This window comes from Lysobacter sp. P5_B9, assembly GCF_054049835.1.
Genome location: NZ_JBFULP010000008.1, coordinates 177,127 through 200,942 on the forward strand (window position 1 = coordinate 177,127; position 23,816 = coordinate 200,942).

26 protein-coding genes are annotated in these 23,816 nt (G+C 66.9%); 17 read left to right on the top strand and 9 right to left on the bottom strand.

Annotated elements, in window-relative coordinates:
• Positions 1-130 precede the first annotated feature (130 nt).
• Together ACXJJ9_RS15610 and ACXJJ9_RS15615 are read left to right on the top strand one after the other, a co-directional pair.
• Positions 131-646, top strand: a complete 516-nt coding sequence (locus ACXJJ9_RS15610; protein WP_457098041.1) for an RNA polymerase sigma factor — start codon at positions 131-133, stop codon at positions 644-646.
• A 27-nt stretch (positions 647-673) separates the two neighbouring features.
• Positions 674-1,330, top strand: a complete 657-nt coding sequence (locus ACXJJ9_RS15615; protein WP_457098042.1) for a serine/threonine protein kinase — start codon at positions 674-676, stop codon at positions 1,328-1,330.
• 72 nt (positions 1,331-1,402) lie between these two features.
• On the opposite strand, the gene ACXJJ9_RS15620 is transcribed toward ACXJJ9_RS15615, so the two are convergent.
• A complete protein-coding gene (locus tag ACXJJ9_RS15620) occupies positions 1,403-2,431 on the bottom strand; it encodes a fatty acid desaturase (protein ID WP_457098043.1) in 1,029 nt (342 codons plus the stop codon).
• Positions 2,432-2,586: 155 nt separating this feature from the next.
• Between ACXJJ9_RS15620 and ACXJJ9_RS15625 the strand changes: the two genes are divergently transcribed.
• From ACXJJ9_RS15625 to ACXJJ9_RS15635, 3 genes are all read left to right on the top strand, one after another.
• A complete protein-coding gene (locus tag ACXJJ9_RS15625) occupies positions 2,587-2,808 on the top strand; it encodes an RNA-binding S4 domain-containing protein (protein WP_457098044.1) in 222 nt (73 codons plus the stop codon).
• Positions 2,809-2,916: 108 nt separating this feature from the next.
• On the top strand, positions 2,917-3,426 hold the full coding sequence (locus ACXJJ9_RS15630) for a hypothetical protein (RefSeq protein ID WP_457098045.1): 510 nt from the start codon (positions 2,917-2,919) through the stop codon (positions 3,424-3,426).
• 91 nt (positions 3,427-3,517) lie between these two features.
• Entirely contained in the window at positions 3,518-4,420 is a 903-nt protein-coding gene (locus ACXJJ9_RS15635; protein WP_457098046.1) for a c-type cytochrome, read from the top strand.
• Positions 4,421-4,451: 31 nt separating this feature from the next.
• Here ACXJJ9_RS15635 and ACXJJ9_RS15640 read toward each other — a convergent pair whose 3' ends face one another.
• A complete protein-coding gene (locus tag ACXJJ9_RS15640) occupies positions 4,452-5,330 on the bottom strand; it encodes a sterol desaturase family protein (RefSeq protein WP_457098047.1) in 879 nt (292 codons plus the stop codon).
• 169 nt (positions 5,331-5,499) lie between these two features.
• Between ACXJJ9_RS15640 and ACXJJ9_RS15645 the strand changes: the two genes are divergently transcribed.
• The gene (locus ACXJJ9_RS15645; protein ID WP_457098048.1) at positions 5,500-6,420 is read left to right on the top strand and encodes a CPBP family intramembrane glutamic endopeptidase; all 921 of its coding nucleotides are present in this window, start codon (positions 5,500-5,502) and stop codon (positions 6,418-6,420) included.
• 31 nt (positions 6,421-6,451) lie between these two features.
• On the opposite strand, the gene ACXJJ9_RS15650 is transcribed toward ACXJJ9_RS15645, so the two are convergent.
• Together ACXJJ9_RS15650 and ACXJJ9_RS15655 are read right to left on the bottom strand one after the other, a co-directional pair.
• Positions 6,452-7,129, bottom strand: a complete 678-nt coding sequence (locus ACXJJ9_RS15650) for a GNAT family N-acetyltransferase (RefSeq protein WP_457098049.1) — start codon at positions 7,127-7,129, stop codon at positions 6,452-6,454.
• Positions 7,130-7,228: 99 nt separating this feature from the next.
• Positions 7,229-8,833 carry a PQQ-dependent sugar dehydrogenase gene (locus ACXJJ9_RS15655; protein WP_457098050.1) on the bottom strand — a complete coding sequence of 535 codons (1,605 nt, stop codon included), beginning with the start codon at positions 8,831-8,833 and terminating at the stop codon, positions 7,229-7,231.
• A 265-nt stretch (positions 8,834-9,098) separates the two neighbouring features.
• On the opposite strand from ACXJJ9_RS15655, the gene ACXJJ9_RS15660 reads away from it, so the two are divergent.
• The 4 genes from ACXJJ9_RS15660 (at position 9,099) to ACXJJ9_RS15675 (ending at position 11,275) form a co-directional block, all read left to right on the top strand.
• Positions 9,099-9,461 (top strand): DUF1428 domain-containing protein, encoded by a 363-nt coding sequence (locus ACXJJ9_RS15660; protein WP_457098051.1) that lies wholly within the window; start codon positions 9,099-9,101, stop codon positions 9,459-9,461.
• Positions 9,462-9,662: 201 nt separating this feature from the next.
• Positions 9,663-9,911 (top strand): GIY-YIG nuclease family protein, encoded by a 249-nt coding sequence (locus ACXJJ9_RS15665; protein WP_457098052.1) that lies wholly within the window; start codon positions 9,663-9,665, stop codon positions 9,909-9,911.
• Positions 9,912-10,038: 127 nt separating this feature from the next.
• Entirely contained in the window at positions 10,039-10,713 is a 675-nt protein-coding gene (locus tag ACXJJ9_RS15670) for an NAD-dependent epimerase/dehydratase family protein (protein ID WP_457098053.1), read from the top strand.
• Between the two features lie 121 nt (positions 10,714-10,834).
• Positions 10,835-11,275, top strand: a complete 441-nt coding sequence (locus tag ACXJJ9_RS15675) for a hypothetical protein (protein WP_457098054.1) — start codon at positions 10,835-10,837, stop codon at positions 11,273-11,275.
• A gap of 43 nt (positions 11,276-11,318) precedes the next feature.
• Here the strand turns inward: ACXJJ9_RS15675 and ACXJJ9_RS15680 are convergent, their stop codons facing one another.
• Both ACXJJ9_RS15680 and hutU read right to left on the bottom strand, forming a co-directional pair.
• Positions 11,319-12,044, bottom strand: coding sequence for a TonB family protein (locus ACXJJ9_RS15680; RefSeq protein WP_457098055.1), 726 nt, complete (start codon positions 12,042-12,044; stop codon positions 11,319-11,321).
• A gap of 121 nt (positions 12,045-12,165) precedes the next feature.
• The gene (gene hutU, locus ACXJJ9_RS15685; RefSeq protein ID WP_457098056.1) at positions 12,166-13,836 is read right to left on the bottom strand and encodes a urocanate hydratase; all 1,671 of its coding nucleotides are present in this window, start codon (positions 13,834-13,836) and stop codon (positions 12,166-12,168) included.
• A gap of 147 nt (positions 13,837-13,983) precedes the next feature.
• Between hutU and ACXJJ9_RS15690 the strand changes: the two genes are divergently transcribed.
• On the top strand, positions 13,984-14,568 hold the full coding sequence (locus ACXJJ9_RS15690) for a TetR/AcrR family transcriptional regulator (protein ID WP_457098057.1): 585 nt from the start codon (positions 13,984-13,986) through the stop codon (positions 14,566-14,568).
• 238 nt (positions 14,569-14,806) lie between these two features.
• Positions 14,807-15,214: a hypothetical protein gene (locus ACXJJ9_RS15695; RefSeq protein ID WP_457098058.1), complete on the top strand. Its 408-nt coding sequence runs from the start codon at positions 14,807-14,809 to the stop codon at positions 15,212-15,214.
• Between the two features lie 190 nt (positions 15,215-15,404).
• Here ACXJJ9_RS15695 and ACXJJ9_RS15700 read toward each other — a convergent pair whose 3' ends face one another.
• Both ACXJJ9_RS15700 and ACXJJ9_RS15705 read right to left on the bottom strand, forming a co-directional pair.
• Positions 15,405-15,779, bottom strand: a complete 375-nt coding sequence (locus ACXJJ9_RS15700; RefSeq protein WP_457098059.1) for a hypothetical protein — start codon at positions 15,777-15,779, stop codon at positions 15,405-15,407.
• An 89-nt stretch (positions 15,780-15,868) separates the two neighbouring features.
• Complete coding sequence (locus ACXJJ9_RS15705; RefSeq protein ID WP_457098060.1) at positions 15,869-16,405, bottom strand: YybH family protein; 537 nt, start codon at positions 16,403-16,405, stop codon at positions 15,869-15,871.
• Positions 16,406-16,505: 100 nt separating this feature from the next.
• On the opposite strand from ACXJJ9_RS15705, the gene ACXJJ9_RS15710 reads away from it, so the two are divergent.
• The 3 genes from ACXJJ9_RS15710 (at position 16,506) to ACXJJ9_RS15720 (ending at position 19,917) form a co-directional block, all read left to right on the top strand.
• Entirely contained in the window at positions 16,506-17,759 is a 1,254-nt protein-coding gene (locus ACXJJ9_RS15710; protein WP_457098061.1) for an alkaline phosphatase family protein, read from the top strand.
• 134 nt (positions 17,760-17,893) lie between these two features.
• The gene (locus ACXJJ9_RS15715; RefSeq protein ID WP_457098062.1) at positions 17,894-19,414 is read left to right on the top strand and encodes an AlkA N-terminal domain-containing protein; all 1,521 of its coding nucleotides are present in this window, start codon (positions 17,894-17,896) and stop codon (positions 19,412-19,414) included.
• Positions 19,411-19,917 (top strand): methylated-DNA--[protein]-cysteine S-methyltransferase, encoded by a 507-nt coding sequence (locus ACXJJ9_RS15720; protein ID WP_457098063.1) that lies wholly within the window; start codon positions 19,411-19,413, stop codon positions 19,915-19,917. The genes ACXJJ9_RS15715 and ACXJJ9_RS15720 overlap by 4 nt, the downstream gene beginning before the upstream one ends.
• 6 nt (positions 19,918-19,923) lie before the next feature.
• Here the strand turns inward: ACXJJ9_RS15720 and ACXJJ9_RS15725 are convergent, their stop codons facing one another.
• A complete protein-coding gene (locus ACXJJ9_RS15725; RefSeq protein ID WP_457098064.1) occupies positions 19,924-21,273 on the bottom strand; it encodes a formimidoylglutamate deiminase in 1,350 nt (449 codons plus the stop codon).
• A 74-nt stretch (positions 21,274-21,347) separates the two neighbouring features.
• Here ACXJJ9_RS15725 and hutI point away from each other — a divergent pair, with 74 nt between their 5' ends.
• Entirely contained in the window at positions 21,348-22,505 is a 1,158-nt protein-coding gene (gene hutI / locus ACXJJ9_RS15730) for an imidazolonepropionase (protein WP_457098065.1), read from the top strand.
• Positions 22,506-22,542: 37 nt separating this feature from the next.
• Positions 22,543-23,733 (top strand): dipeptidase, encoded by a 1,191-nt coding sequence (locus ACXJJ9_RS15735; RefSeq protein ID WP_457098066.1) that lies wholly within the window; start codon positions 22,543-22,545, stop codon positions 23,731-23,733.
• The last annotated feature ends 83 nt before the right edge of the window (positions 23,734-23,816 follow it).

The following is a 23,816-nucleotide window of genomic DNA, read 5'->3' on the forward strand; positions in this document are numbered from 1 at the left end:
GCCGGCGTCAACGCCGGATGCAGGACGACCCTGTAAGGAATCGCCGCTCTGCGCGAATCATGTTTCCGATGACGTCGTGGGCAGCCAGATGGCCCGCAGCCACTCCCCCTAGAATCGACACGGACCTTCCATGGAAATCGCCGCCCCCATGCAGGACAGCACGCGACAGGAATTCGGCGAACTGCTCGACCGCCATCGCGGCATCGTGTTCAAGGTGGCGTACTCGTACTGCCACCACCCCGACGATCGCGCCGACCTGGCCCAGGAGATCGCCACGCAGCTGTGGCGCGCGTTCCCCGGTTACGACGCCAGCCGCGCCAGCTTCTCCACGTGGATGTATCGGATTGCCCTGAACGTGGCGATTTCCCAACTGCGCAGCAACCGCCATCGCCAGCAGCAGTCGGTGCCGCTCGACGAGTCGCTGCACGACATCCCCGGCGATGGCGGGGACCACGAAAGCGACCAGCACCTGCGCCTGCTCCACCGCTTCATCGTCCGGCAGGACCCGCTCAACCGCGCACTGCTATTGCTGTACCTGGAAGACCGCAGCCATCGCGAGATCGCCGACATCCTCGGCATCAGCGAAGGCAACGTCGCCACCAAGATCAGCCGACTCAAGCAGCGAATCCGCAACGACATGGCCTGAGCCATGCACGCAGACAGGACCCCACCCATGGAACTCGACGACTTCAAGACCGCGTGGCAGAGCCTCGACCGTCGCCTGCAACAGCAACACCAGCTCAACCTGCAGGTGTTCCGCCAGGGCAAGCTCGACCGCATGAAATCCGGCTTGCGCCCGCTGTTCTGGGGCCAGATCGTGCAGATGCTGTGGGGCCTGGCGTTCATCGCCATGGCCGCGCTGCTGTGGAGCCAGAAGCCGGAAGCGGCGCCGGTGATCGTGGCGGGCGTGATCGTGCACGCCTACGGCGTGGCCTGCATCATCCTCGCCGGCATCACCCTCGGGCAGATGGCGCGCATCGATTACTCGGCGCCGGTGCTCGACATCCAGAAGCAACTGGCGAAGGTTCGGCGCTCGTACATCGTCAGCGGCATGGTGGCCGGCCTGCCCTGGTGGTTCATGTGGCTGCCCGTCCTGATGGTGTTGCTGGCCCTGGCCGGCGTCGATCTCTACGCGCGGGCACCATCACTGGTCGGGATCGGCGCACTGGTCGGCGTGGTGGGCCTGCTGGCGACCTGGTGGTTCCACCACTGGTCCCGGCATCCCAGCCGCCCGCGCCTGGCACGGGCCATGGAAGACAGCATCACGGGAGGCAGCCTGCGCAAGGCGAAGGCGCAACTGGACGAACTGATGCAGTTCGAGCGCGAGTAAATCCAGACGCAAACAAAAAGCGGGCCGAAGCCCGCTTTTTGTTGCGCGATATGAGGGCGTGGGGCGTGGGCCTCAGGCGTGCAGCTGCTTGAAGCCCACCATCCGGCGCGTCTCCTCGCACCACAGCTTCAGGCGCGCGCTCTTCAGGCTGGTCCACAGCGTGATGCGCGGCGCCGCCTGCAGCAGCGGGCTCGACTCGAAAGCCTCGCGCAAACGGTAGTTCGGAATGCGGCTGGCGAGATGGTGGATGTGGTGGTAACCGATGTTGCCGGTGAACCAATGCACCACGCGCGGCAGGTCGTAGTAGGAGCTGCCGGCGATCGCGGCCTGGCTCGAATCCCAGTCTTCCTTGCGCGACCAGTACGCGTCCTCGAACGTGTGCTGCACATAGAACAGCCACACGCCGGCGGCGCCCGCGATCAGCACGATCGGCAGGTGCACCAGCAGCACGGCCTTCCAGCCCAGCGCCCACATCATTGCGCCACCGACGACGACCAGCACCAGGTTGTTGAGCAGCACGCTCGCCCATTCCTTCTTCCACGTGAAGGGAAGGTCGAACGGAAAGCGGTGCTTGAGCACGAACTGGTACAGCGGGCCGATGCCCAGCAGCACCGGCGTGCTGCGATACATGCGGTAGACCAGGCGACCGAACTTCGAACGCGAACGGTATTCGGCGACGGTCAGCGTTTCGATATCGCCCATCTCGCGGCGGTCGAGGTTGCCGGAGGTGCCGTGGTGGATGGCGTGCGTCTTCTTCCAGTAACCGTAGGGAAACAGCGTCACCACGCCGAGGACACGGCCCACGATGTCGTTCGCACGCGCGCTGGCGAAGAACGAGCCATGGCCGCAATCGTGCTGGATGATGAAAGTGCGGACGTACAGGCCGGCTGCAGGGACTGCCAGCAGCAGCGTCCATCCATGGCCCCATTCGCCGATCACGCTCCATGCCATCAGCGCCCACAGCACGGCGAATGGCACCAGCGTGTTGATCAGCTGCCACACGGCACGACCCAGTTGGGGAGCGGCGAATTGCGCGCAGAGTTTGCGCAGGTTGACGGACGGAGCGGCGTTGGGGGTGACGTGCGATGCAGCAGTATTCAAGGTGTTCTCCCGAAAGGGGCCCCCATTGTCCGGCCCAGCACGTCCCACCGCAAATGAGGGGTGCTACGGTCCGATATGAATGCGGCCGCGGTCACACTCTGCTTGCGGATCCGCGATCCGGCTGCGACGCTGGGCCACCCCTGCCAGAAGCGACCATGCAACTCATCACTTTCGAACTCGATCGCGACTTCGTCGAACTCAACCAGCTGCTCAAGCTCACCGGCCTGTGCGACAGCGGTGGCGCCGGCAAGCAGCTAGTCGCCAGCGGCGTGGTGCACGTGGACGGCACGGTGGAGTTGCGCAAGACCTGCAAGATCCATGCAGGCCAGCGCGTGACGATTGACGACATCGGGATCGACGTGGTTGCGCCGGACTGAGCGCACGGGGCCCACGGGCGCAACCGACATTTCGCCGACGAAACTGGTTTACGCTTCGACTCCCGCACGCGGAGGTCGCCGTTGGTGGACGTCGTCAGTCGATTCCTCTTGCACCGAGACCGGCTGCTGCTGCGGCTCGACGAACTGCTGCAACAATCCGCCGATGCGGATGAGGTGGCCTGGATCCTGTGCGAGCACACCGGCCGCGAACTCAATCTCGCCGACTGCGTCATGTACCTGCCCGCCGGTGACGACACGCTGGTGCAGGCCGCGGCCTGGGGGCCACGGCGTGGCGCCGGGCGCATGCCGGAAGCGCGCCTGCGCCTGTCCGCCGGCCGTGGCGTGGTAGGCGATTGCGCGCGCCTGTTGCGCACGCAACGCGTCGACGACACCCGCCTGGATACGCGCTATGTCCACGACGGCGGGCTGGGCCTGTCCGAACTCGCCACCGCCATCAGCCACGACGAGATCCTGCTCGGAGTGCTCGACAGCGAAGCCGTGGACGCCGCGTTCTATGACCCGCGTTACGAGCAGGCCTTCGAAGCGATCGCGGGGTGTGGCGCGGCGCACCTGTGGCGTTTACGCAACGCGGCGGTCGCAGGTGCCGGCCGGCACTGAATACGTATTCATCCGCGTCCGGCGCGGAGCCCTGTCCGCTTGAGCAGCCGGTTTTCGTGAGTGGTCCTGAATCAACAGGAAGACACGAACGATGCGACGTTTCATGAAATGGGCCGGCCTCGGCCTGGCCATCCTCCTGCTCGGTGTAGGCGGGTTGTTCGCCGTGGCCTGGGGCGTTACCGGCAAGGCGATGTCGCGCAGATACGCGGTCAACGACCCGCCGTTGCGCATCGGCACCGACGTCGCGGCGCTGCAGCGCGGCAAGCACCTGTTCGACACGCGCGGCTGCGGCGATTGCCACGGCCCGCAGGGCGCCGGGCGCGTGCTCATCGACGATCCGATGCTCGGCCGCATCGTGCCACCCAACCTCACCCGCAGCCTGCGCAATCCGGCCTACACCGACGACGCGCTCGCCGCTGCCATCCGCCACGGCGTGCGTCCAGGGGGCAAGCCGCTGCTGCTCATGCCTTCGGGTGAGTTCGCCAACCTCGCCGACGCCGACACCGCCGCCCTCGTCGCCTACATGCGCACGCTACCGCCCAGCGACAACGATCCGGGCACCAGCACCATCCGTCCGATGGGGCGCGTGCTCTACACGCTCGGCAAGGTGCCCCTGTTTTCCGCCGAAACCATCGACCACGCGCCGCGCCCGCGCCAGGCACCGGCCGCTGCGGCCACGCCCGACTATGGCCGCTATGTCGCGCAATCCTGCACGGGCTGCCATGCGCCGGACCTCGCCGGCGGCACCGTCGTCATTCCCGGCAAGCCGATGTCCGCCAACCTCACGCCACATCCGAACGGACTGGCGAAGTGGAGCGAAGCCGACTTCCTCCGCCTCATGCACACCGGCCATCGCCCCGACGGCACCGCGGTGGATCCGCTGATGCCATGGGCCGTCTACAACAACATGGATGAAACGGAATTGCGTGCAGTGTGGGCCTATCTGCGCACCGTCGAGCCTTCGCCGGGACGCGGCAAGGTGGCCCAGCGCTAACCCAGGGTCACGCACCCCGGACGACGCGCCATCAAGGCGACGTGATGTCAGGCTCGACCCGCAGGCGATGCGACAGAGCCCGTTCCGGCGGGCAGAGCAATTGCCCGATCGCGGCGCGCCAGCCTTGCGCGCGCGCCGCGTCGCGGAACATCGCGATCCATTCGTGGAAGGTCAGGCGCAGCGGGTTGTGGCTGCCAAGCTTTCCAAGTGCGCCCTGTCCCACGATGCCGTACTCGCACGGCACCGCCGGGTCTTCCTCTACGAAGCTGCCGAACAGCTTGTCCCACACGATCAGCACGCCGGCGTAGTTGCGATCGATGTATTTCGCATTGCGCGCGTGGTGCACCCGGTGGTGCGAGGGCGTGTTGAACACGTATTCGATCCACCCCAGCTTCCCGACTGCCTGGGTGTGCACGAAGAACTGGAAGCCCAGGTTGATCGCCACCACCGCGACGATGTGCGTGGGTTCGAATCCGAGCCACGCGAGCGGCAGCCAGAACAGCCACATCCCGGAAATCGGATAGGTCAGGCTCTGCCGGAACGCGGTGGACAGGTTCAGCCGCTCCGACGAGTGATGGGTCACATGCGACGCCCACAGCCAACGGATGCGGTGGCTGGCGCGATGGAACCAGTAGTAGAAGAAATCCTGTGCGAGGAACAAGGCGGCGATCGTCCAGGCCGAAGCCGGCGCCAGGTCGAACAACCGATGCCGGTACACCGCATGGTAGAGGCCGATCACCAGCAGCCAGGCCACCGCATCGGCCGCCTGGTGCATCAGCGCCAGCGCCGCGTTCGACAAGGTGTCGAGGCCGCTGTACATGCCCGGCCGGCGCCTGCGCCAATACCAGGCCTCGAGCGCGATCAGGCCGAGGAATACCGGGCCCATGCCGAGCAGAATCCACTTCTCCATGACGTCGCTTCCTTGCTGCGGTCCGCCGGCGAGTCTGCCGGGTGATCGCGGCATCGTCCAGACCGTGGCGTATGGCGCCATCACAGGGCCCGGCGCGGCGTCCCGTGCCTATGGTTGGGCGACCAACGGAAGGAGCGGCCATTCGCGCCACCGGGCATGCTGGCGCCCCATGAACCTCCCGCACTCCCCTTCGTCGCGTGCCGCGATCGTCGCCCTGGCCGCCGCCGCGCTCGCTTACGCCGGCTCCCTGTTCGTACTGCAGCGCGAGCCCGGCTTCAGTGTCGCCGAACCCCTGTTCCTGTTCGCCATGCTCGGCGTGGTGTTTCCGCTGCTGGCGTGGCTGTGCACGCTGAAGCGGGATCTGGCCACCGCACCTTTGCCCGAGCCTCATCAGTTGCCGCGCGTGCTGGTGTACCTGGCGGTGTTCGCGCTGGCCATCCTCGGCTGGGGCTTCACCGCGATCAATACGGCCTTCCCGGACGAGCCGCTGCAATCGATCGTCCAGGTCGTGGTGAAGCTGGTGACCATGGTGGTGTTGCCCGCCTGGCTGTTCCTCGGCTTCCGCCTCGATACGCGCGCGACGCTCTCGTCGCGAAGGCTGCTGCTCGTCTTCGTCGTGATGTCGCTGGCCTACCTGGCGATGCAGGCCGTATTCGGACGCGGCCTGATCACCCTGCACGAACTCTCGCCCGCCGCCAGCACGCTCGCGTGGGCGATTCCGCTGTGCTGGCTCTGGCAGACGCTCGAAGCCGGGCTGTGCGAGGAAGTGCTGTTCCGCCGCGTCCTGCAGGAAAAAATCGCGCTGGCCAGCGGCTCGCAAGTGGCCGCGGTGGCGTGGGCTTCGCTGCTGTTCGGCCTGGCCCATGCGCCCGGCCTGTGGTTACGCGGCGGCCACCTGATGGAAGGCGTCGCGCATGCCACCCCGGCGTGGGCCATCGCCTATTCCCTCGTCATGGTCGCACCGGCCGGCATCGCCTTCGGCGTGTTGTGGGCGCGCACGCGGTCGCTGTGGCTGATCGTGCCCCTGCACGGCATGGTCGACCTGCTGCCGCAACTCGCGCCGTTCATTCGTGCGTGGACCGCAGCCTGAGTCCCGCAGGATCGCTGCCGGCAAGAGCCCGCTAGGAACGCCGCAGCGACCAGAAGCCGATGTCGCGCCGGTGGCGAAAACCGAGCTGCTCGTACAGCTGCTTCGCCCGCGTGTTCTCGTGGCTCACGTGCAGGAACGGAGTGCGGCCGCGAGCGAGCGTGTCATTGGTGAGCATCGCCGTCAGCCGGCGCGCGTAGCCACGGCCGTTGAAGTCGGGATGCGTGCAGATCGCACTCATCTCCGTGTACGCATCGGTGCCCAGGCGCTCGCCGATGATCGCCGCCAGCCTGCCCTCCTGGTAGATGCCGAAGTAACGGCCCATCTCCATCGTTCGCGGGCGGAAGTAATGCGGATAGACCAGTGCGGTCAGGGCCAGCACATCGTCACGATGTGCGTCGGACAGTTCGATGATCTCCGGCCCCTCGATCAAATCGAGCGGCGCGGTGCAGACCATCTGCGCCAAAGGCCGCAACGCTTCCAGGTGCCAGCCTTCCGGCACGATGGGCGCGACCCCCAGCAGGTACACGCTCTCGCCGGGGGCGACCAGCGGCGCCACGACGTCCACGACATCCACGCCGGCATGCGCGACGCCAAGGAACGGCGCGAACTCCGCCGGGTAGCGGGCCGCCTCACCCCGGGACAAGGCGATGCCACGATGCCGCGTGCGCAGGGAATGCCAGAAGGGATTGTCGAGGTCGGGGGCGATCATTCGCGATACCTGCAGCACAAGGGCCAACGGCTGCCTGCCGCCATGTTCGTCCGCCCGCCCGGCCGCTGGCAACACGCCGGGCGGGAACCACGCCCTGCATCACCGTCGTCCCGCGGCCCAATTCCACCTTTGCGACATGGGCGCTGCCGCGGCGGCGGCCGCCGTCGTGAGCCGTTCGATGACGAAGATCTCGCCGTCGAGATCGATGATGTAGAGGTTGCCGACCTCGTCGACACCGAAGCTGACGATGCTGTTGTAGCTACCGGCGTTGGGAGCGAAGTCGGCATTGCGCACGGTGAACTCCGTGCTCGGTATCGTCGTCCCCTGCGTCACCTGCGAGATCGGGAGCGTCCAGATATTCGGCGTGCCGAAATCGGCGAACACGTACTCTCGCTGCAACTGCTCGATGGGGCCGCGATAGACGTAACCGCCGATGACGGTGGTGCCCTGGCGCGTGCCGGTGCCGCGCGTGTACTCGGCGATGGGCGGGGTCAGGCCGGCCGTGGAGCCGCCACGGAAGGGGGCCGTGCCTTCGAGGATCGGCCAGCCGAAATTGGCGCCGGCGTCCTGGGGCCGGAGCATGTCGATTTCCTCCACGGCGTTCTGGCCGACATCGCCGATCCAGAGCACCCCGGTGTTGGGATCGATGCTGTTCCGGAATGGATTGCGCAGGCCATAGGCCAGGACTTCGGGGGCACCGCCGCTGGTCGCGAACGGATTGGCCGCCGGAATGCCGTAATCGCGCGTGGGGTCATTCGGGAAGTCATCGCGCGTGGGATCGATGCGCAGTATCTTGCCCAGCAGCGTGTTGGGGTTCTGGCCGTTGTTGTCGGGATCGCCGGAGCCGCCGCCATCGCCGATCGCGATGTAAAGCAGGTTGTCGGGACCAAACCCGATCCAGCCACCATTGTGGTTGTTGCGCGGGTGCGGCACACGCAGGATCGCGTCGCCGCTCGCGGGATCGGCAAGTTCGCGATTGTTGGCGAACGTTCGATAACGGCGCACTTCGATGGTGCCATCGAACACGGTGACGTACACATAGAACGTGCCGGTGGTGCGGAAGTCCGGCGACGTCGCGAATCCCAGCAGGCCCCGCTCGCCATCGAGCGACAGTTGACCGCTCAGGTCGAGGAACGGGTTCGTGGCGATCGCCCCGGTGGAAGGCGTCAGCACCACGATGCGGCCCGCGAGTTCGGTGACGAAGACCCGGCCGGTTCCATCCGGCACCGGTGCGAGGAAGGCGGGTTGGTTGAGGCCTGCCACCACGCGCCGCACGCCGAAGGCGGTTTCGGAGGCATCGGTGACCGCCACCGACAACGATTGCGTGACGCTTACCCGGCCGTCGCTCACGGCCAGGTCGACCTGGTAGACGTTGTCGCGGTTGGCGTCCGTCGGCACCTCGAAATCCGGCGCCGTGATGAAGGACAGGGCACCGCCCGTCGTGATGCTGAAGAGCTGCCGGTCGATGCCACCGTTGATCGAGAACGTCAGCGCGTTGCCATCCGGATCCGTTGCCGTGGCGGTGAAGAAGGTGCCCGCCGTGTTCTCCGCCACGGTGACCGTGCCGGCCGAGGTGAACACCGGCGGCCGGTTCATCCCGGTGACCGGCGTATTGCCGCCTCTGCCCCCGCCGCCTCCGCAGGCCACGGTTGCCAACGCGAGCAGCACGATCGCACCCAGCCCGAATCGCCTTGACCTTGCCATGGGACGCTCCTCGGCACCGGCCGACAGCGGGCCGGGGATTGCGCAAGATTCCTGCGACGCCCGCTTTGGTTTTGTGAAGGCGCCCCGGCGCCGGCAGGCGATGCGCGGCCGGGCCCCCCATCCACAGGACCTGAAGGTCCGGGCCGCTAACGTGAGTTGTGCCGCGTGTCGAAGCGCGGCCAGCCCATTCGTCGTGGTGAAGAGGTGCACGCGATAACCGCGCGCATCGGCCCACCCAGCATCCGCCCACCCACAGGAGAACCCCATGTCCTACATCGATGGCTTCGTGATGGCCGTACCCTCTGCCAACAAGGACAAATTCATCCAGCACGCCAACAGCGGCGATTCGGTCTTCATGGAATATGGCGCGACCCGCGTCCTGGAGTGCTGGGGCGATGATGTCCCCGACGGCAAGGTCACCGACTTCCGCCGCGCCGTCCAGGCCAAGGACGACGAAACGGTGGTGTTTTCGTGGATCGAGTGGCCGGACAAGAGCACCCGCGACAGCGGCATGGAGCGCGTGATGAAAGACCCGCGCATGAGCCCGGAAAGCAATCCCATGCCCTTCGACGGCAAACGGCTCATCTACGGCGGCTTCGCGCCGGTGGTGGAGCTGCGCAAGAACTAGCGTCGCGGCGATGCCCGGCTGACGTGCTGCGTCCACATCGCCGGCGCAAGAGCAGCGTGTTAAGCCTGGCGGGGTTCGCATCCTGCCCGCTGCTCTCTTTTCCGCAGCTTGCGCGCAGGCGCGTGGACGTTCCGTCGTCATGGCGGCACATCGTCATGGCGGCACGTCGTCCGGCGTTGCCGCAGCCACTAAACTCGTGGCATGTCCTGCTGGTACGTCTATCTGATCGAATGCCGCGACGGCAGCCTCTACACGGGCATCGCCACCGACGTCGAGCGTCGCTACGCCGAACATGTCGCGGGCAAGGGCGCGCGTTATACGCGCTCGCATCCGCCGCTGCGCCTGCTCGCGTGCTTCGAGCATCCCGACCGCGCCGCCGCGAGCCGCGCCGAATACGCGATCAAGCAACTGACGCCAGCGCGCAAACGCGCGCTGTGCGGGGCGGGATGAGGGCGGAACCCGGGACCGGCACGTGCCGGCCTGGCGCGCCATCCGGGCACCCCGTCGCATCTTGCCAACCCGGTTTCCGGCACCATCGAGCCGAGCGACCCCATCTGTCTCCGCCAAGGAGCCTGCCATGCGAATCCTGCTCACGGGTGCAACGGGACTGGTTGGCCAGGGCGTCCTCCGCGAATGCCTGCAGGATCGGCGCGTCTCGCATGTCACCGCACTGGGCCGGCATGCGAGCGGCCATGCGCACACGAAACTCGACGACCTGGTCACCCCTGACTTCGCGGACCTCCACGCCATCGCGCCCCGCCTGCATCCCTACGATGCCTGCCTGTACTGTGCCGGCGCCCCACCCATCGGCACGAGCGAACCCGAGTACCGTCACGTCACGCTCGACCTGACGACCCACGTGGCGCGCACGCTCGCCCGCCTCAATCCCGCGCTCACGTTCATCTACATCTCCGGCGCGCATTCCAATCCCGACAGCAAGCTGATGCCGCTGCGCATCAAGGGCGAAACCGAACGCGCGCTGGCCGCATTGCCGTTACGCACCATCATGTTGCGGCCCGGCGGCATCCAGCCCGTGAACGGCGTGACCTCTCCGCACACCACGCTCGCGCTCATCTACGCCGTCGGCGCTCCCTTCATGGGCCTGGGCGTGCGCCTGATGCCCGGCGTCATGACCACCACCGAACGGGTTGGCCGCGCCATGCTGCAATTGCTGCACCAGCCGGATCCGCCACGGATCGTGGAGAACGCGGAGATCAATCGGCTGGGCGAATGCGCCAGGCCATCGGGTTGAGCGGATCGGGAATCGCGGCCCGCTGCAGCGCGCCGAATGCACGTAAGCCGGAAACCCGGACCCACGGCCGCTTAACCGTCGAGTTCCTAGACTGGCAACGGCCACCCCACGGAGCACCACCATGTACAGAAGTGCTGCGATTGCATTGTTCGCCACCGCACTGGCCCTGTCATGTGGCCCGGTGGGCGCCCGCACCGGAACCATGACCTGCAAGATGACCTACTCCATGAGCGGGTGGTCGATCCTCTACAAGCATGCCTCGGGCACGGGCACGGTCACCTGCAGCAACGGCAAGAAGATGGCGGTCAAACTCACCGCCAACGGGGGCGGACTGACGGCCGGCAAGTACAAGATCACGAACGGAACTGGCGAGTTCTCAGGTGTGCGGGACATCAAGGATGTCCTCGGCACCTACGCCTCCGCGGGTGCGGATGCGGCGGCGGGCAAGGCGGCAGCCGCGCAGGCCATGACCAAGGGCGACATCTCGCTCGCCCTCGCGGGCAAAGGCGAAGGCTGGAACCTGGGCGTCCAGTTCGAAGGATTCACGATTTCCAAGCCGTGAAGCATCGCTACCGGCGCTTGCGCGCAGGCCGCGGAATCACGGTTTATTTCCTGGCCTTCGCGAATGGCAATCCCTGCAGCAGGAATTCCTGGGCTTTCGAACAGGCCTCCGCGGTGTCCTCGCAACGCATTGCGAGCTTCACCACCGGCTCGCCTTCCACCATGACAGGGCGGTAATGCGCAGCGACATTGACGCTCCCGCTTTTGAAGGTGAAGAGCCAGAACTCGCGCGCTCCCGGTTCACCGACCTGCACGAAGCGGCTTTGCACCGGATACGGCGATGGCCAGACCAGGTCGGGAGACGACTGGATGGCCTTATTCGCCGCGTCCGCGCTCGCGTACGCCATGGGCACATCATCCACCTCATAGCGCGGCCGCTGGTGCGTCTTCGGCCAGTCCACTTTCTGGTAAGTCAGGATCGGGCCCAGGTTGAAGGCGATCGGCAGCGCGACATGGCCGTCGATGGCGTTCGCGCGCAGGGATTCGGGCAAGGTCACGCCTTTGACCGAAGCCAGCGCCGCGTCATTGAAGGCCCGCTTGTCCGCCTGCTTCAGCCTGGTGTCGAGCACGCGGCCACACTTGTCGATCGTAAGGTCCAGGACCACGTTGCCGGAGATTTCGCGCGCAGCCATCTCGCCCGGATAGATCGGCATACGCAACGGTGTGCCGGGCGCGCACGAATCCGTTGCTGCAGCCGGCACCTGTTGTGCGGACACTGGCGCAGCCGCCATGGCGATCACCAATGCCGCTGCAACGCGCGAATTGCCCATCGAATTCCCCTTGGATGCGCCTGTCGTCACAGGCGACTATTGGCCATCGAGTGTATGCGGCAATCCCTCGTCTTTGGCGCACGGCCGAGCCCGCAAGCCCGCCACGTGCGCCATGGACGCATCACAGCATGGGCAACTTCAGCCCCTGCTCCTTCGCACACTGCTTCGCGATGTCGTACCCCGCATCCGCATGCCGCATCACGCCGGTGCCGGGATCGTTCCACAACACACGCGCGATGCGCTTGTCGGCTTCCGCCGTGCCGTCGCAGACGATGACCACGCCGGAATGCTGCGAGTACCCCATGCCTACGCCGCCGCCGTGGTGCAGCGACACCCACGTTGCGCCGCCCGCGACATTGAGCATCGCGTTGAGCAGCGGCCAGTCGGAAACCGCATCGGAGCCGTCGCGCATGGCTTCGGTCTCGCGGTTGGGCGAGGCCACCGAGCCGCTGTCGAGATGGTCGCGGCCGATCACGATGGGCGCCTTGAGTTCGCCGTTGCGCACCATCTCGTTGAAGGCGAGGCCGAGCTTGTGACGCAGGCCCAGGCCGACCCAGCAGATGCGCGCCGGCAGGCCCTGGAAGCTGATGCGCTCGCGCGCCATGTCGAGCCAGCGGTGCAGGTGCGGATCGTCGGCGATGAGTTCCTTCACCTTGGCGTCGGTCTTGTAGATGTCTTCCGGGTCGCCACTCAGTGCGACCCAACGGAACGGACCGACGCCGCGGCAGAACAGCGGACGCACGTAGGCCGGAACGAAGCCGGGGAAGTCGAAGGCATTCGTGCAGCCTTCGTCCTTGGCCATCTGGCGGATGTTGTTGCCGTAATCGACCGTGGGGATGCCCTGCGCGTGGAAGGCGAGCATCGCTTCGACGTGTGCGCGCATCGACTTCTTGGCGGCGTCGCGGACGCGGCCCGGGTCTTCGGTCTGCATGCGCAGCCATTGCTCGACGGTCCAGCCGATCGGCAGGTAGCCATGCACCGGATCGTGGGCGGAGGTCTGGTCGGTCACGGCATCCGGGCGCACGCCGCGGCGCACGAGTTCGGGCAGGATTTCCGCGGCGTTGCCGAGCAGTGCGATCGACTTGGCTTCGCCCGTGGCGGTGTACCTGGCGATGCGGGCGAGAGCGTCGTCGAGATCGGTGGCCTGTTCGTCGACGTAGCGCGTGCGCAAGCGGAAGTCGATGCTGGTCTGGCGGCATTCGATGGTGAGCGAGCTCGCGCCGGCGAGCGAAGCGGCCAGCGGCTGCGCGCCGCCCATGCCGCCCAGGCCGGCGGTGAGGATCCACTTGCCCTTGAGGCTGCCGTTGTAATGCTGGCGGCCCATCTCGACGAAGGTCTCGTAGGTGCCCTGCACGATGCCCTGCGAGCCGATGTAGATCCACGAGCCGGCCGTCATCTGGCCGTACATCATCAGGCCCTTCTTATCGAGCTCGTTGAAGTGCTCCCACGTCGCCCAGTGCGGGACGAGGTTGGAATTGGCGATCAGCACGCGCGGCGCGTCCGCATGCGTCGGGAAGATGCCGACCGGCTTGCCGGATTGCACCAGCAGGGTCTCGTTGTCTTCCAGGTTGCGCAGCGATTCGAGAATCGCGTCGTAGCTCTCCCAGTCGCGCGCGGCGCGGCCGATGCCGCCATAGACGACGAGTTCGGCGGGATTCTCGGCAACCTCGCTGTCGAGATTGTTCTGGAGCATGCGATACGGGGCTTCGGTCAACCAGGACTTGCAGTTGAGCGTGTTGCCGCGCGGCGCGCGGATCTTGCGGGAGGGGTCGCGACGGGTGGACGTCGACATCGTGGCGTTCCTGCGGGTACGGAGGTTGCAAAAATTATCGCGCCGCCGCTTCGGCTGCTGTCATGCGCGAGCCCCCCGATCACACGGAAACTGCTGTCTGAGGGCCGGATAGAGCCCTTCGCGACCGTTTTTGTATACGATGTATACATGCCCGCCCGCCGGCCCACCGCCGAACGCATCCTGCGCGCCGCCCGCGCCCTGTTCGAGGGCGGCGGTGCGGATGCGGTAAGCATGCGCCGCGTCGCCGACGCCGTCGGCCTGACGCCCATGGCGATCTATCGCCACTTCCCCAATCGCGAAGCGCTGCTCAAGCGCATCGGCGACGACAGTTTCGACGAGATCGCGCGGCACTGGATCGCGCGCAGCCAGGGCGGCGATGTGCTGGCGCGGGTGATCGGCCTGCAAAGAATCTATCTCGACTATGCCTTGTCGCATCCGCATCTGTTCGATCACGCGTTCTCGGCACGGCGCGCGGATGCGCGGAAGTACCCGGACGATTTCCGCGCCGGGCGTTCGCCCACGCTCACCGTCGCCGCCGAAGCCGTGGCCGAAGCCATGCAGGCCGGATTGCTGCGCGAGGACGACGCCTGGGATGTGGCGATGACCTTGTGGGCGCATACGCACGGATTGGTGGCGTTGTATCGCGCAGGACGCTTCAGCTACGACGAGGCGCAGTTCCGCGGGTTCTATGAGGCATCGCTGCAACGCTTGCTGCGTGGATTGATGCCATGACTTCACAAACAATCGAGCAAGAACCTGATTGACGCGTGCTTTTGGCGGCACGCCGAATCGCACACCGACGCCATCGCGATCTACGTCATCGAAGAGTAGCGCCGAGCTCCACTATGGTCGTGAGGGCTGTTCGCAAATTACGAACGCGGTGTTCTCGAATTGCTCTAGGCGCACGCTTCTTGTCTTGCTCAGAATCCGCGCTACACCCCACTTTTGGGTCTAATCGTAGTTAGGCGGCATGGCCATTCCCCAAAACCTCTGGCGATTCCCTACGGCAGATGCCATTGCCAGCCTTGCCTCGCGATTCCAGTTCGCTGTCGATCCGCATGTGCAAGTCCATGAGGCCGAGTTCGCGGATTCGCAAAGAATTGATGAGTTCCTGGCGGTCTATGAGGGTGGAGACCTGACAGAGGATGAGCAGTTCCTCCTCATGGCGATCCTACTGAACTCCTTTGAGTTCGCAGACGTCCCCCTGGCTTTACAGCCTCAATGGTCACGGACACTAGAGCTGTTAGATCGCGATATCCAGGTTCATATCTACTCAGTGCTGTATTTCTCAGACCCTGAGTATTGCCTCATCGGCCAGGACCTCTTAGCGATTGCTTCGAGGCGTAGGGCAGCATTCGGCTTATCGGGTGCCGCCTAACAATTCATTCAAGCCGAAGCCGCTTCGCGATAGGCGCACATCGGAGCTTCTGAATGTTCGGAGTTTTCAAAGGGCCGGAGATAATTTGTCTCGCCTGATTGCCTCCGCCCCCCTTGATCGTGAATGAAAAACGCCCGGCATGGCCGGGCGTCTGGAATGTAGCGGTGCGGCCTTCGGTGGATCGACTCGCTCAGTGGATCGAGGGATCCAGCTTGCGCAGCGCCGCGGCGATGTCGATTTCGCCGGTGAGATCGATGTCTTCTCGGGTGTAGGCGCGACCATTCTGCATCTGGTGGCACCTGTCCGACCGGCGGGTGTCGGCAGCATGGCGGATGCGCGTGCCGGTGTGGCGCAGGCAATAGCGATCGTTGACTTCCGGCGCCTGCGTCGCGTCTTGCGTGCCCGGCATGGTGGTGGCGGACGACGCGGTCTCCTGCGACTGGGCGACCTGGGGTTCGGCGGCCTGCGGTTGGACGGCTTGGGACTCGACGGCCTGGGGTTCGGCGGCCTGCGCCGCGGCGGCGAAGGCCAGTGCACCGAGCAGGCTGATCATCAGGCGTTTCATGATGCACCTCGGTTGCGATGTTCCTGCCACCACCATACGCCCCGATATCGGCGCTGGCACGTGCCCACCCGCGTGGATTCAGCCGCTTGTCAGCTGCGCTGCGCGCTGCGGCATTCGGCGCGACCCGCATTGAACGCGCTCACGTCCTCGGCCGTCGCGGGGCGTGGTTCCACGCCGTCGTCGAACAGCACCCGCCACACGCCGTCAGCATCCTTGTGCCACACGGAATGGAACGCGCCCAGCAGGTACCGGTCCTTGGCCTGTGGATCCAGCACCTCGAACAGGGCGGGGCCGCTGGACCAGGCGGTGTCGTCGACGCCCGCGGCCATCGTCACGCGCGTGGGATACCAGCGCAGCGCAACGTGCTTGCCCTCGATCAGCCCGGTCCAGCGCTTCACGATGGCATCGCGGCCGCGAGTCGGCTCCGGCGTGCCGGCGCCAAAGGCCGCGTTCATGCCCACGTGCCCGGCGAAGGCCGTGGCGTCATGCGCGGCGAGCGAGCCGGCGAAACTCTGTTCGCGTTGCCAGACCGTGCACTCCTCGGCGCTGAGTTGCGGCGTTGCGACAGGCGCGGCGATGGCCACGGTGGGAAACAGGCAGGCGAAGGCAAGCAGGCGTAGGCGCATGAGCAGGTCGGATTTGCCGTATCGGCCGGCATCTTGCCAGCCCGGGCGCGCCTGGCGTCCTGCAATAGTTGTCGCGTGGATGGCTGGCTATGATCGGACGATGCTCCCATTCCGATCGCTGGCCTGCGCCGCCCTCGTTTCCCTCGCCCTGACGGCCTGCGCCGCCGCACCTGTCGGCCCGCAGGAACCCCCACAGGAATCCCCGCAGGAACGGGCGCCGGTATTGCTGGTCTCGATCGACAGTTTTCGTCCGGACTACCTCGACCGTGGCGTCACGCCGAACCTCGCCCGCATCGCCCGTGAAGGCGTGCGCGCGCAATGGATGAATCCGTCGTATCCCTCGCTCACCTTCCCCAACCACTACACCCTGGTCACCGGCCTGCGTCCCGACCATCACGGCATCGTGCACAACACGATGCGCGACGCGGCGCTCGGCGACTTCAGCAATTCGAACGAAACGGCCGTGCGCGAACCGCGCTGGTGGGGCGGCGAACCTGTGTGGGTGACGGCGGAAAAAGCCCACCTGCGCACTGCCACGCTGTTCTGGCCCGGCAGCGAGGCGCCGATCAACGGCACCTGGCCGACCGACTGGATCAAGTACGACGACGCCATGCCGATGACGCAGCGCGTCGACACCGTGCTGGGCTGGTTGTCGCGTCCTGCCGGCGAGCGGCCACGCCTGACGACGCTGTACCTGGGCGCACTGGACCACACCGCACACGACTTCGGTCCCGACGCACAGCAGACGGATGCGACGCTGGCCGAAGTCGACGTGGCCATCGGGCGACTGCTACGCGGGCTTGCCGCGCGCGGACTGCAGGATCGCGTGAACCTGGTGATCGTGTCCGACCATGGCATGGCGCCGGTGCCGTATTCCCATTCACTGGACATCAGCGCACTGGTGGACCCTGCCGACGCGGCTTACGTGACCACGGGCGAAGTGCTCGGCTTCGTGCCGCATCCGGGCCATGAAGCCGCGGCCGAAGCGCGACTGCTCGGCCGCCATGACCACCACGAATGCTGGCGCAAAGCGGAATTGCCGCCACGCTGGCATTACGGCGCGAATCCCCGGGTGCCGCCGATCGTGTGCCAGATGGACGTGGGCTGGGAGGCCGTCACCGCGCAGAAGCTCGCGCGACGCACACCGGGTTCGACGCGCGGATCGCATGGTTACGATCCGGCGGATCCGTCGATGCGCGCGCTGTTCATCGCACAGGGCCCGGCTTTCAGGCGCGGGCAGGAACTGGCGCCATTCGACAATGTCGATGTCTATCCACTGCTGGCACGATTGATCGGAATCCAACCGCAGGCCAACGACGGCGACATCGGCCCCGTCCTGCCTGCGTTGAAATAGCGCGCCACGGTCAGCTACGGCGAGCCGCTTGGTCCAATGCGCCGCAGCGCGTGTGAACAGGGCGACCGACGAGCTTTTGCATCGATGTCCGAATCCGGCGAGTCCGCGCACCGGCGCGGTGCTAGCCTGCGGCCATGTCCAGCCTCGCCATCCCCACCCTTCCCGATGCGCAGACCTGCGAACAGGCCCGGCGCAGCCGCGACCCGCGCTTCGACGGGCTGTTCTTCACCGCAGTCCTGAGCACGAAGATCTATTGCCGGCCGGTGTGTCCGGCGCCGATGGCCAAGCGGGTCGTGTATTACGCCAGTGCCGCGGCGGCGGAAGCGGCGGGCTTCCGTCCCTGCCTGCGCTGCCGGCCGGAATTGTCGCCGGGCGATGGCGCATGGCGTCGCGGCGACGCGGTGCTGGCGCGCGCCTTGAAGCTGATCGAACAGGGCGTGCTCGACGAACAGCCGCTGTCGGCGCTGGCCGAACGCGTGGACATCGGCGAGCGCCAGTTGCGACGCCTGTTCGTCGACCGGCTCGGAGTTGCGCCCATTGGTGTGCTCGGCACCCGGCGATTGTTGTTCGCCAAGCAACTGCTGACCGAAACCACGCTGCCGGTCACCGAGGTCGCGCTGGCCGCCGGCTTCGGCAGCCTGCGCCGTTTCAATGCCGCCTTCCTCGATGCCTACCGCATGGCGCCACGCGATCTGCGCAAACAACGCGACGAGCTGCCCGGGAAAACGCTGACGCTGCGCCTGGGTTATCGCCCGCCGTACGACTTCGTCGCGATGCTGGATTTCCTGCGCGGACGTGCGTTGCCGGGCGTCGAAGTCGTCGACGGTGCCAGCTACTCGCGCGTGTTCGCCATGGACGCAGGATCCACGAGCGCTGCACCCGGCTGGCTGCGTGTCTCGCAATGGCCGGCTTCGCGCAAACACGCCGACCCGCATGCATTGCAGCTGGAACTGCATGGCGCGCGCCCGGCGCAGATGCTCGAAATCGTCAGCCGGCTGCGGCGCATGTTCGACCTCGACGCCGACCCGCAGGCGATCGGCGCCGCGCTGTCCGCGGATGCGCGACTGCGCCCGCTGCTGCAGCGGCGCCCGGGGCTGCGCGTGCCGAGCGGCTGGGACGGTTTCGAGATCGCGGTGCGCGCCATCATCGGCCAGCAGATCAGTGTCGCCGGCGCGCGCACGCTGGCTTCGCGCCTGTCGCAGAAGTTCGGCCAGCCCTTGTCCGCGCCGTTCGCCGTCGGCCTGGATCACCTCTTCCCGGCGCCGGACGCGCTCGCCGATGCCGACCTCACCGCGATCGGGCTGACCCGCGCGCGGGCCGAGACCGTGCGTACCGTGGCGCGTGCCGTGCTCGACGGTCGCGTCGACTTCAGGCCCGAGCGCACGCTTGACGATTTCACCGCACGCTGGGTCGCGCTGCCGGGGATCGGGCCGTGGACCGCGCATTACATCGCACTGCGCGCGCTGGGCCATCCCGATGCGTTTCCCGCCGATGACCTGGTGCTGCAGCGCGCGGTGCCCAACGATGGTTCGCGCATGAGTGCGAAGACCCTCGCGGCGCGGTCGGAAGCATGGCGACCGTGGCGCGCGTATTCCGTGATCCAGTTGTGGAAGGATTCGATGAACGTACCGAAGCCCGCGAAGGGGGTGGCATGAGCGACGTGCTCCATCGCCGCATCGAAAGCCCGGTCGGGCCGCTGCTGATCGCCGGAAACGATGCCGGGCTGCAGCTGATCGAGTTCCATGCGCCACGCCACCCGATGGCGCGTGGCGACGGTTGGCGCGAGGGCGACCACGCCGTGCTGCGCCAGGCGCAGGCGCAGCTGGCGGAATACTTCGCCGGCCAACGCCGCGACTTCGATCTGCCGCTGGCGCCGCAGGGCACCGGATTCCAACGCGAGGTGTGGTGGGAGATCGCCAACATTCCGTTCGGCGGCACGATCAGTTATGCCGAGCTCGCGCTGCGGGTGGGGCGGCCCACGGCCACGCGCGCGGTGGGTGCGGCAAACGGTCGCAACCCGCTCCCGATCGTGCTGCCCTGCCATCGCGTGATCGGTGCGGATGGCAGCCTGACCGGCTTCGGTGGCGGCTTGCCTACCAAGCAGTTCCTGCTGCAGCTGGAAGGAGCGCTGCCGCGCGAACGCGATCTGTTCGCGTAGACGTGCTTACGCCTGCAACAGGACCTTCATGGCGTTGCGGTAACGCCCGGCAATCGCATCGCGATCTCGGTGCATGCCATTTTTCACGACCTGCTCGCCGCCGACGAAGACGTCACGAACGAGGTTGCGGTTGCCGCTGAAGATCCAGCGATCGATCGCATCGCTGGCTTGCACGCCCGCGAAGTGCGGCGCATCGGTATCGAGCACGAGGTAATCCGCGCAGGCGCCTGGTGCCAACGTGCCGACAGGCTGGCCACTCGCATGCGCCGCGCTCGCCGCCACGCCGCGCAGCAGGGTTTCGCCGACGCTGCTGCAATCCGGGCGCACCGCGATGTTGCGATGGCGCGTGATCAGGCGCTGGCCGTATTCGAGCCAGCGCAACTCCTCGACCGGCGACACCGAGATATGCGAATCCGAACCCACGCCCCAGGCGCCATTGGCATCGAGGTAGGCGCGCAGCGGGAACAATCCATCGCCGAGGTTGCCCTCCGTGGTCGTGCAGATCGCCACCGCGGCGCCGCTTCCAGCGACGCGCCGCGTTTCATCCGCCGTGAGGTGGGTGGCATGCACCAGCGTCCAGCGCCGGTCGACCTCGGCGTTGTCGAGCAGCCATTCCACCGGGCGCGCATTGCGCAGCGCGAGGCAATCCTGCACTTCGCCCACCTGCTCGGCGATGTGGATATGGATGCGGCTGTCGGTCGGCAGCGCCGCCAGCACCGCCTGCATCGCATCCGCCGGCACGGCACGCAAGCTGTGCAGTGCGCAGCCGACGCGCAGCCGGTCGCCCGCTTCCGCGCGCAGCATGTCGAGCAGGCGCAGGTAGGCGTCCACGTCGTGGCCAAAGCGTTGCTGCCGCGCGCCCAGCGCGCGGCCGTCGAATCCGCCGGTCATGTACAGCACCGGCAGCAGCGTGAGGCGGATGCCGGTGTCCCGCGCCGCGGCGACCAGCGCGCGCGACATCGCGGCGGGATCGGCATACGCACGGCCATCGGGCGCGTGGTGCAGGTAATGGAACTCGCAGACCGAGGTGTATCCCGCTTCGAGCATCTCGGCATACAGCTGCGACGCGACGGCATGCAGCGAATCGGGATCGAAGCGCGCGGCGAAGTGGTACATCGTCTCGCGCCAGGTCCAGAACGAATCGCTGGGATTGGTCTGCCGCTCGGCCATCCCCGCCATCGCGCGCTGGAACGCGTGCGAATGCAGGTTGGCGATGCCGGGCACGATCCAGCCCCCACTTTCGCTGGGCTCGGCGCTGCGCAACGCAGTGATGCCGCCGCGGTCGTCTATGTCGAATCCGGAATCGGCCTGCCAGCCGGCAGGAGTCCAGAGCATGGCGGCGTCGGCTGTCTTCATGGCGCGCATTCTCGCCTATCGCGGCACGGGCTGGCTGCCCGCTGCCCGGTAGGGCCTCCGTTAGAATCGCCGCGATGAACACTCCTGCCTTCGACGGTTTGATCCTCGGCGCCCACCTGGCCACGCTGGATGCCGCCCATGGTTACGGCGAGATCGCCGATGGCGCGCTGGGCTGGCGCGATGGCCTGCTTGCCTTCGTCGGGCCCCGCTCGCAGCTGCCCGGCGAACCCCGCGCGCTGGCGCGCGAGGTGATCGAAGCCAGCGGCTGGATCACGCCGGGACTGGTCGATTGCCACACCCACCTGGTCTTCGCCGGCGACCGCGCGCGCGAGTTCGAGCTGCGCCTGCAGGGAGCCAGCTACGAGGAGATCGCGCGCGCCGGTGGCGGCATCGTGTCCACCGTGCGTGCGACCCGCGCGGCGGACGAGGCCGAGCTGCTCAGGCAATCGCTCCCGCGCGCGCGCGCGCTGCTTGCTGACGGCGCGACCACGCTGGAGATCAAGTCCGGCTACGGCCTCGACTTCGACAACGAGCGCAAGATGCTGCGCGTGGCGCGGCAGCTGGGCGATCTGCTCGGCATCGCCGTGCGCACGACCTATCTCGCCGCGCACGCCCTGCCGCCTGAATTCAAGGATCGCGCCGACGACTACATCACGGCGGTCTGCGAGTGGCTGCCGCGCCTGAAATCCGAGGGTCTGGTCGATGCGGTCGATGCGTTCTGCGAAGGCATCGGCTTCAGCCCGGAACAGACGCGGCGGGTGTTCGACACGGCGCGGGATCTGGGATTGCCGGTGAAACTGCATGCAGACCAGCTCAGCGATCTCGGCGGCGCGGCGCTGGTGGCGGAATTCGATGGCCTGTCGGCCGACCACGTCGAATACACGTCGCTCGAGAGCGTGCGGGCGATGGCGGCCCGCGGCACCGTCGCGGTGCTGCTGCCCGGTGCCTTCCACGTGCTGCGCGAGACCCGGCTGCCTCCGCTGCAGGCGTTCCGCGAACACGGCGTGGCGATGGCCATCGCCTGCACGCATTTCAAGCTCACGCCGGAAGAAGCGCTGCGTGGTGCGACCGTACATGCGGCGCGCGCGCTCGGGCTGGCGGATCGCGGCGTGCTGCGCGTGGGCATGCGCGCCGACTTCGTGCAGTGGCAGGTCGGCCATCCGGCGGAACTGTGCTATTGGCTCGGCGGCCAGTTGGCGGAAGCCGTGTACGCTTCAGGCCGCGCGCTGTGACGTTTACCGCTGCGCATCATCTGGCCCTGGAGAACGCATGAATCGCAATACGCTGGCAGTCCTGGTTTCCTTCTCGTTGCTGCTGTCCAATGCCCAGGCCGCCCCGGCGCCGGAGGCGGCACGCCGCCTCGCGCAGGACGCGACCATTGTCGACACCCACATCGATGCGCCTGAAGGCCTGGTCGACCATTGGGACGACCTGGCGCTGCCCACGCCCGGCAAGGAATTCGACTACCCCCGCGCACGCGAAGGCGGCCTCGATGTCCCCTTCATGTCGATCTATACCTCGGCCGACCAGGACGACGCCGGCACCGCCTGGCAGATCGCCAACGCGATGATCGATTCGGTCGAGGCGCTGGCGCAGCGGCATCCGGACAAGTTCGCACTCCTGCGTTCGCCCAAGGATCTCAAGCGGCTGCAACGCGGCGGCAAGGTATTGCTGGCAATGGGCATGGAGAACGGTGCACCGCTGGTCGACGACATCGGCAACGTCGCGAAATTCCATGCCCGCGGCGTGCGTTACATCACCCTCGCCCACGGCCGCAACAACCGCATCAGCGATTCGGCGACGGACACGCAGCCGCGCTGGCACGGACTGAGCCCGTTCGGCCAGCAGGTGGTGAAGGAAATGAACCGCGTCGGCATCATGGTCGACGTATCGCACTTGTCCGAGGACGCGATCCGGCAGGCGGTGGAGCTGAGCAGCGTGCCGGTCATCGCCAGCCACTCCGCGCTGCGCCACTTCACCCCCGGCTTCCAGCGCAACCTCAGCGACGAGAACGTCAAGGCGATCGCGGCCAAGGGCGGCGTGGTGCAGGTGCCGTTCGGCAGCATGTTTGTCGATGCCCCTGCGGCGAAGGCGTATGCGGATTACGTCAGCGCGCGCGAGGCCTACCGCCAGGCGAAGCTGGCAGCGGCCGCCGCGGGCCAGGCTTTCACCGCGACCGAACCGCAATTCCCGAAGGTCGCCCCGGGGTCGGTCGCCGAGGTACTCGACAACATCGATCGCATCGTGCAACTGACTGGCGGCGCGGACCACGCCGGCATCGGTTCCGACTTCGATGGCGTCAATGGCGCGCTCGTCTCGGAACTGCACTCGGTCGCCGACTATCCCGTGCTGGTCGCGGGCCTGCAGCAGCGCGGCTACAAGGACGCCGACATCCGCAAGATCCTGGGCGGCAACCTGCTGCGCGTGTGGAGCGAAGTGGAACGGGCGGCGACGCCCTGACCCGCCGCGCCGCGCCGCGCACACGGAGTCGCACAACAAAAAAGCCCCGCGATGCGGGGCTTTTTCTTGTCTCACGAAGACCT

Excerpts from the sequence above, each read along its gene's own strand:
- ACXJJ9_RS15610 (WP_457098041.1), top strand. The coding sequence starts at position 131 with ATGGAAATCGCCGCCCCCATGCAGGACAGCACGCGACAGGAATTCGGC.
- ACXJJ9_RS15615 (WP_457098042.1), top strand. The coding sequence starts at position 674 with ATGGAACTCGACGACTTCAAGACCGCGTGGCAGAGCCTCGACCGTCGC.
- ACXJJ9_RS15625 (WP_457098044.1), top strand. The coding sequence starts at position 2,587 with ATGCAACTCATCACTTTCGAACTCGATCGCGACTTCGTCGAACTCAAC.
- ACXJJ9_RS15635 (WP_457098046.1), top strand. The coding sequence starts at position 3,518 with ATGCGACGTTTCATGAAATGGGCCGGCCTCGGCCTGGCCATCCTCCTG.
- ACXJJ9_RS15640 (WP_457098047.1), bottom strand. The coding sequence starts at position 5,330 with ATGGAGAAGTGGATTCTGCTCGGCATGGGCCCGGTATTCCTCGGCCTG.
- ACXJJ9_RS15645 (WP_457098048.1), top strand. The coding sequence starts at position 5,500 with ATGAACCTCCCGCACTCCCCTTCGTCGCGTGCCGCGATCGTCGCCCTG.
- ACXJJ9_RS15650 (WP_457098049.1), bottom strand. The coding sequence starts at position 7,129 with ATGATCGCCCCCGACCTCGACAATCCCTTCTGGCATTCCCTGCGCACG.
- ACXJJ9_RS15655 (WP_457098050.1), bottom strand. The coding sequence starts at position 8,833 with ATGGCAAGGTCAAGGCGATTCGGGCTGGGTGCGATCGTGCTGCTCGCG.
- ACXJJ9_RS15660 (WP_457098051.1), top strand. The coding sequence starts at position 9,099 with ATGTCCTACATCGATGGCTTCGTGATGGCCGTACCCTCTGCCAACAAG.
- ACXJJ9_RS15665 (WP_457098052.1), top strand. The coding sequence starts at position 9,663 with ATGTCCTGCTGGTACGTCTATCTGATCGAATGCCGCGACGGCAGCCTC.
- ACXJJ9_RS15670 (WP_457098053.1), top strand. The coding sequence starts at position 10,039 with ATGCGAATCCTGCTCACGGGTGCAACGGGACTGGTTGGCCAGGGCGTC.
- ACXJJ9_RS15675 (WP_457098054.1), top strand. The coding sequence starts at position 10,835 with ATGTACAGAAGTGCTGCGATTGCATTGTTCGCCACCGCACTGGCCCTG.
- ACXJJ9_RS15680 (WP_457098055.1), bottom strand. The coding sequence starts at position 12,044 with ATGGGCAATTCGCGCGTTGCAGCGGCATTGGTGATCGCCATGGCGGCT.
- hutU (WP_457098056.1), bottom strand. The coding sequence starts at position 13,836 with ATGTCGACGTCCACCCGTCGCGACCCCTCCCGCAAGATCCGCGCGCCG.
- ACXJJ9_RS15690 (WP_457098057.1), top strand. The coding sequence starts at position 13,984 with ATGCCCGCCCGCCGGCCCACCGCCGAACGCATCCTGCGCGCCGCCCGC.
- ACXJJ9_RS15695 (WP_457098058.1), top strand. The coding sequence starts at position 14,807 with ATGGCCATTCCCCAAAACCTCTGGCGATTCCCTACGGCAGATGCCATT.
- ACXJJ9_RS15700 (WP_457098059.1), bottom strand. The coding sequence starts at position 15,779 with ATGAAACGCCTGATGATCAGCCTGCTCGGTGCACTGGCCTTCGCCGCC.
- ACXJJ9_RS15705 (WP_457098060.1), bottom strand. The coding sequence starts at position 16,405 with ATGCGCCTACGCCTGCTTGCCTTCGCCTGCCTGTTTCCCACCGTGGCC.
- ACXJJ9_RS15710 (WP_457098061.1), top strand. The coding sequence starts at position 16,506 with ATGCTCCCATTCCGATCGCTGGCCTGCGCCGCCCTCGTTTCCCTCGCC.
- ACXJJ9_RS15715 (WP_457098062.1), top strand. The coding sequence starts at position 17,894 with ATGTCCAGCCTCGCCATCCCCACCCTTCCCGATGCGCAGACCTGCGAA.
- ACXJJ9_RS15720 (WP_457098063.1), top strand. The coding sequence starts at position 19,411 with ATGAGCGACGTGCTCCATCGCCGCATCGAAAGCCCGGTCGGGCCGCTG.
- ACXJJ9_RS15725 (WP_457098064.1), bottom strand. The coding sequence starts at position 21,273 with ATGAAGACAGCCGACGCCGCCATGCTCTGGACTCCTGCCGGCTGGCAG.
- hutI (WP_457098065.1), top strand. The coding sequence starts at position 21,348 with ATGAACACTCCTGCCTTCGACGGTTTGATCCTCGGCGCCCACCTGGCC.
- ACXJJ9_RS15735 (WP_457098066.1), top strand. The coding sequence starts at position 22,543 with ATGAATCGCAATACGCTGGCAGTCCTGGTTTCCTTCTCGTTGCTGCTG.